Origin of the sequence: Phenylobacterium sp. (assembly GCF_016793225.1) — a bacterium.
In the GTDB taxonomy this organism is placed as follows: Bacteria; Pseudomonadota; Alphaproteobacteria; order Caulobacterales; family Caulobacteraceae; genus Phenylobacterium.
The window spans coordinates 1-5,856 of sequence record NZ_JAEUMN010000036.1 but is presented as its reverse complement, the minus strand read 5'-3'; the positions used below and the strand labels follow the sequence as shown (position 1 = coordinate 5,856).

Here is a 5,856-nt window from a genome sequence, read left to right as displayed (position 1 = left end):
TCCAGCAGCAGCTGCAGCGCCAGCCAGCGCCGCCGGCCGTCCAGGGCCATGGCGGGCTTCTCCTTCTTCTTCCCCGGCCGCACGGTCAGCGGCTGCAGCACGCCGGCGGCGAAGATGGTCTCCGCGAGTTCGGGGATTTCGTCGTCCGGCGCCTCACCGAAGCGCATGTTCTCGGGCGCGACGGCGAGGTCGCGGAGCGGAAAGCTCCTCGGCAGGCGTTCGGCAGGTGTCTCGGAGACGGATGGGGCTTCATGAACGGATGGGGTCGTGGCCATGGGGCAGGTCCCACCCGGCCGCGAGGGACCATCCCTGCGATCCGGGCGCCCCACGCCGCCCTTCCTCGTCCTCCCTCCGCGCCAGATCGTTCCAGTCGCCGGCGCCTACGGGGGGCAGCACCACCTCGGCAACCACCCCGGCGTTGCGCAGCCGGGCGAGCAGGATGCCGGCCGAGCGCTCGCCGTCCGGCCCCCGGTCCCCCGCGATCAGCACGCGACGGACCCCCTGCGGCGCCGACCAGCGCCGCAGGTTGCTGGTCGATAGCAGCGCCCAGCCCGGCAGACCGAACCGCGCCATCGCCGACAGCGTCGTGAACACGCCCTCGGCCACGAGCATCTCCACGGCGCGCGGTACGAGACGCACCGCCGCCCCAGCTGGAATCGAGCCCACCACCTTACGCGGCGGCCGGGCCAGGCGGCTGCGTTCGCCGCGCGCATCGAGGTAGGTGACTTCCACGGCGGTGATCGCGCCGTCCGCGCTGCGAACCCCTGCGAGCAGCCCCGCCAACCGCAGGCCGCGATCGGCATAGACCTGCGTTGGAACCGCGCCATGCGCGCGCAGGCCGGACAGTCTCAACGCGCAGAGATCGACCGCACGCGACCGCCCATAGGCGGCTGCCGGTCCGTCATCGGCCACCGATCCCGCCGCTTCCCAAAGCGCCCGGGCGATGCGCTCGCGCTCGGCGCGGCTGCGCTCCGGCCGTGGCGGCCGTGCCGACACCCCGCCGCCGCCCAGCAGCCGATTGTCCGCATCGATCCAGCCCCGTGCCCGCAGGTCGTCGAGCACCTCGCGCCAATCGGCCGCGCCGAAGCTGTGCACCACGACGCGCCCGTCGATCAGCACCAGCGAAACTGAACGGTCGGCCGCGTCATGCCCCGGCGCCGGCGCCAGGGCGCGCCGCCCGCCGGCGTAGACGTCGCCGCCCAGGGCGCGCGCCAGGGGTATCAGGGACAAGGTCGTTGCGACGGGCATCAAACCCCTCCGCGCTCCAGACCCCCAACCGGGTCACCGGGGCGGCCCTTCCCCTCTGCCCCCGTCCGATAGGACTGCCGCGCCGCCTTCTGTCTGGCCACTCAAAAGTATTTGATCGGCAGGTTTGCTTCCGATTTACGGCAAAAATTCCGAAGAACTGCTCGCCTCTTCATCCTGTCGCCGAAATTCGACTTAAGGAGGTGAATATATCGCCCTTGCCAGCCTGGGTCGTGGCGCGTTGAGTGACGGCCCCGTGACAGTGCCAGGAGCGTGCGCCATGACCCCCGAGCGGCTCGAACCCTTCCGGCAGGCGCTGGTCGACCTGCGACGACGTCTGCGCGACGGCGCCCTGGAGCCCGGCGCGCGGGTGACCGCCAAGGAGGTGGCCGACCAGCTGAAGCTCAGCCACACGCCTGTGCGCGAGGCCCTTTCCCGACTGGCAGGCGAGGGGCTGCTGGAGGATCGCCGCGGCGACGGCTTCTTCGTCCCCGAGCTCTCCGCCGCCGATGTCGCGGTGCTCTATCGCCTCAGCGAGCAGTTCCTCCTGATGTGCCAGGGCGCGGCGCGAAGCCCCAGCCCGCCCAGCCGCTCAACACCCGCGCCAGAGGAGCAGGACCCGGTCCGCGCCGTCGAGCGTCTTTTCCTGGCCTGGGCGACCGAGTCTGGCAGCCGCGTGATCGTCGACGCCTACCGCACCACGATGCTGCAGCTGGCCCCGGTCCGCCGCCGCGAGGTCCAGCTCATCGACGACCTCGCGCAGGAAGCCCAGGCCCTACAGCGGCTCGCCGACCCGTCGCAGCGCCCCAGCCGGCCAACCGCGATCCAGGACTTCCACCGCCGCCGTGTGGCCCTGGCCGAACCCCTGGCCCAGCTGCTCGCTCCCCAGAATCCCGAGAACGAGTGAGAATATAGTCGAATATACCACGATATAGTTTGAGTATATCCAGCCCGAGGCGCGTCATCGCCTTGTCCGCCAATCCCGGCGGTCATTCACTCGAAAGAGGTCTGCTATGTCCAAGCTGCATCTGCCGACGTCGCGCCTGATCTGCTTCGGCAGCGCGCGCGCCCTGACCAACGCCCCCGTGGGCGAAGACGAGCTCGAGGACGATCCCTTCATCCTCTACAGCTGAGCTGGGTGCTGGCGCCGGGGACACCTGGCGCCAGCCTTCGCCATGAGCACCCCATCCCAAATTTCTGCGCTTCGAGGCGACGTCCACGCGGTTGTCATCGGCGATGACGCGGTGTTCCTGGATGTCACCCGCGACCGCTACGCCTGCGTGCCGTCGGCCGCCAGGTGGCTGTCGCTGGACGCGGCGCAGCGCGTGCTGGGTGTCGCAGACCCCGCCTTCGCCGAAGAGCTGCGCCAAGCCGACCTGATTGCCGATCACGCGACGCCGCGCGACCTGCCCGACCCGATTGCCGTCGCGACGATCAGCGCGGTGGGCGTAGACTTCGCTCCACCTGGATGGCGCGATGGCGTCAGGGGCTTGCGGGCCACTCTCGATCTCGCACAGGCGTACCATCGGCGGCCGTTGGCTAAGCTGGTTGCGTGGGCCGCCGAGGGCGCGACCCCGGGCGGAAACGACAAGCCGGACGCGCGGATGCTCGACCTCGTCGAGAGCTTTCACAGATGGGCGCCCTTCGCACCGGCGCCCGGCAAGTGCCTGCTGCGGTCGTTCATGCTGCTCAGGTTGCTTCGGCGCCACGGGCACGACGCCCGATGGGTCTTTGGCGTGCGCACTTGGCCGTTCCGCGCCCATTGCTGGCTGCAGCGCGGCGACACCGTGCTCGACGACGACGTCGAGGCCCTGGTCGCGTTGACGCCCATCATGGTGATCTAGTGGCGCCCCGAGCGCATTACATCGCCCTCGTGCGTGGTCCCGGTCCCGAGGACGCCGCGCCGTTCGCTGACGCGACCGCGCGGCTTCATCGAGAGAGCGGCTGGCTGCAACGGACCACGTCCTCTGAGATGGCGATCTGGACGGTCGGAGGAGGCCTGTCCCTGCACCGGTTGCCGCACGAGGCCGGCGTCATCCTGGGCGACCTTCATCCGATGCCGGGCGCTCCCCCGCACCTGTCGCCGCTGATCGCCGGACCTCCGCTGGCGCCGGACGCGTTGGCCGCGGAACTGCTGCGCGCTCATTGGGGGCGGTACGTGGCGATCCTCAGGGGCGGGTCTTCCGAAGCTTCCGTGTTGAGGGACCCCTCCGGCGAGCTCGAATGCTGTGTGTGGACCACACGTGAGGGCGTCGGGGTCATCGCGTCCGACCTGTCCGCGTCGCCGGGCTGGCTACGTCCGCAGCGCCTCGGGCTCCATTGGGAGCGGATTGCCATGTGCTTGGCGGCCCCCGGCGGCGCAACGGCGACCTCCTTGCTCGATGATGTGCGGATTGTTCCGCCAGGCGCCGTCTGCCGGGTGCGCGGCAATGATCCGGGCCGGCTTTTGTGGTCGCCCGCCAACTTCTGCAGTCCCACGCGCCTTGATCGCGAACTCCTGGCGCGCGAACTCCTGGACCGCGTCGATGCTTGTACGGCGGCCAGCGTCGAGAAGTTCGAGCGCCTGCTCGTCGATCTATCCGGCGGGTTGGATTCTTCGATTGTCGCGGGTGCGCTCGGCGAGAGCGGTGCGGTGGCGCGGGTCACGCAGTGGGTGCACCGGCTGGACGACCGACCGGAAGGCGACGAGCGCGCTTATGCCCGGGCCGTGACGGATCGGCTGGATCGACACCTGACGGTCGTGCGCAAGCCGATGACACCGCTGACGCCTGATGACTTCGCCGAACTCGGCTCCAGCTTCTGGCCTGGGATCAACGGCGCCGATGCAGCGCGCGACCGCGACATGGCCGGCCGTCTCGACGCCGGTGGCGCGGACGCCATCGTCTCGGGGCAGGGAGGGGACGCGGTCTTCTACCAGATGCCAACGGCCTGGATCGCGAGCGAAGAGGTACGCCGCCGGGGACCGGCGGCCCTCGGATCGCCGGTGCTCGTCGAGACGGCGCGACGGCTGCACAAGCCCGTTTGGTCGGTCTATCGCGAGGCACGGGCGGGCCTGCAGCGCGGTAGGGGCCTGCCGAAGTCGGCCTCCACGCTCATGAATGCGGATGCGCGCGAGATCGCCGGCCGCGCCGTGCACCCCTGGGAGCACGCGGCGCGGGACCTGCCGTTGGCGCGCCAGCTGCAGATTTGTGCGCTCGCAAACATCCACGTGGTTCGCGGCGACTGCCGGCGCCGCAGGCGAGGCGACCTCATCTTTCCGCTCGCCGCTCAGCCGATCATCGAACTCTGCCTGTCGATCCCGGTGGCGGACCTCGCGGCCGGCTCGCAGGACCGGCCCTTCGCACGAAACGCGTTGGCGGGCCGAATCCCGGATGTGGTCCGACAACGCCGGTCCAAGGGCAGCTTGACCGCCTACTTCTCACGGCTCGTGGCGGCCAGCCGCGAGACCCTCTTGCCCTTTCTGCGCGATGGCTGCCTCGCGGAAGCGGGGCTATTGGACCGTGCGGCGGTGGAACGCGCCTTTGATCCCGGCCACCTGATCCACGCCGGTCGCCCGAACGACGTCCTCAACGCGGCGCCGGTGGAAGCCTGGGTGCGTTACTGGCAGGGTCGTGTGCCGGACGCCGTGGGGGCGTCTCGGTGGTCCTAGTCGGCGCGAGATAGGTGTCCAGGAAGCGGCGGACGCGCACGTAGAGGTCACGGACGTTTCCGGGGCTTGAGATGTAGTGACCCTCGCCCCAGTAGGTGACGAGTAGCGCGTCCTTGTTCTGCCGGTACAGCGCAGAGAACATGGCCTCCGATTGGGTGAGGGGCACAGCGCCGTCCTGGTCTCCGTGGGCGAGGAGCAGGGGCGTCGTGATGGCGTCGGCCTGGAGCAGGGGACTGTTCCGGGCATAGCGCTCGGGATCAGACCAGGGTGGAACGCGCATGCGGCCTTGCCCGGATTCCATGCCGCCGGTGACATAGTTGCTGCGCACCCCCTCGTCCTGGAGAGGTCGATGCGGAGCCGGCAGCGACGACCATTTGGCCACCAGATCAGCGTAACCGCCCACGGCCACGGCCGCGCGAAAGCGATCGGTCTGGGTGATCGTCGCCATGACGGTGTATCCGCCATAGCTGTGCCCCCAGAGGGCCAGGCGGTCGGGATCGAAGGCGCCGACCAACGCGGGATCCCGCGCAGCCTGATCGACGATCGCGAGGATGCGTCCGGCGAGGCCCTTCGTGGGCTCTTCGGGTCTATCGAGTGCGATCGGCCGGGGCAGGCTGGGCGCCAGGACCGCGTACCCCTGGCCCAGGAGCACGCGCGTGTCGCCCTGCAGACCCAGCACAGGCGCTTTGTAGGGCGGCGGGACCCGGTAGTTGTCGCCGGAGTAGACCTTGACGATGAGGGGTGGTGGGGGACCCCCGCGCCGCGGCGGAAGGTAGAGCCAGCTTGTCAACGGCTGGCCGTCCGGGCCGGGATGGCGGATGGCTCGGATATCCGCTGGGTCGGTATCGGCGAGGGCCGTGTTGATCTCGGCCAGCACACGCGATGGGCCATCCTGCCCCAGCCATTCGAGCCGAGCCTCGTGGCCCTGCTGGTCGACGCGGACAACGGCGGCGCGCCCGTCG

Annotated in this window: 6 protein-coding genes; 3 read left to right on the top strand and 3 right to left on the bottom strand. The window is 70.0% G+C overall.

Annotated features, from left to right (window positions below):
- Both JNK30_RS04075 and JNK30_RS04070 read right to left on the bottom strand, forming a co-directional pair.
- Positions 1–167: ParB N-terminal domain-containing protein (locus JNK30_RS04075; RefSeq protein WP_293480434.1), on the bottom strand; the 167-nt coding region annotated here is incomplete at its 3' end.
- An 82-nt stretch (positions 168–249) separates the two neighbouring features.
- Entirely contained in the window at positions 250–1,248 is a 999-nt protein-coding gene (locus JNK30_RS04070; protein WP_293480432.1) for a toprim domain-containing protein, read from the bottom strand.
- Between the two features lie 277 nt (positions 1,249–1,525).
- Between JNK30_RS04070 and JNK30_RS04065 the strand changes: the two genes are divergently transcribed.
- The 3 genes from JNK30_RS04065 to JNK30_RS04055 all read left to right on the top strand — a co-directional run bounded on the left by JNK30_RS04065 (position 1,526) and on the right by JNK30_RS04055 (position 4,894).
- The gene (locus JNK30_RS04065; RefSeq protein ID WP_293480430.1) at positions 1,526–2,152 is read left to right on the top strand and encodes a GntR family transcriptional regulator; all 627 of its coding nucleotides are present in this window, start codon (positions 1,526–1,528) and stop codon (positions 2,150–2,152) included.
- Positions 2,153–2,420: 268 nt separating this feature from the next.
- Positions 2,421–3,089: a lasso peptide biosynthesis B2 protein gene (locus tag JNK30_RS04060; protein WP_293480428.1), complete on the top strand. Its 669-nt coding sequence runs from the start codon at positions 2,421–2,423 to the stop codon at positions 3,087–3,089.
- 128 nt (positions 3,090–3,217) lie between these two features.
- Positions 3,218–4,894: an asparagine synthase C-terminal domain-containing protein gene (locus JNK30_RS04055; RefSeq protein ID WP_293480426.1), complete on the top strand. Its 1,677-nt coding sequence runs from the start codon at positions 3,218–3,220 to the stop codon at positions 4,892–4,894.
- Here the strand turns inward: JNK30_RS04055 and JNK30_RS04050 are convergent.
- Positions 4,812–5,856: prolyl oligopeptidase family serine peptidase (locus tag JNK30_RS04050; protein ID WP_293480424.1), on the bottom strand; the 1,045-nt coding region annotated here is incomplete at its 5' end. The genes JNK30_RS04055 and JNK30_RS04050 overlap by 83 nt on opposite strands.

Coding starts and splice junctions, on each gene's coding strand:
- JNK30_RS04070 (WP_293480432.1), bottom strand. CDS start 1,248: ATGCCCGTCGCAACGACCTTGTCCCTGATACCCCTGGCGCGCGCCCTG.
- JNK30_RS04065 (WP_293480430.1), top strand. CDS start 1,526: ATGACCCCCGAGCGGCTCGAACCCTTCCGGCAGGCGCTGGTCGACCTG.
- JNK30_RS04060 (WP_293480428.1), top strand. CDS start 2,421: ATGAGCACCCCATCCCAAATTTCTGCGCTTCGAGGCGACGTCCACGCG.
- JNK30_RS04055 (WP_293480426.1), top strand. CDS start 3,218: ATGGCGATCTGGACGGTCGGAGGAGGCCTGTCCCTGCACCGGTTGCCG.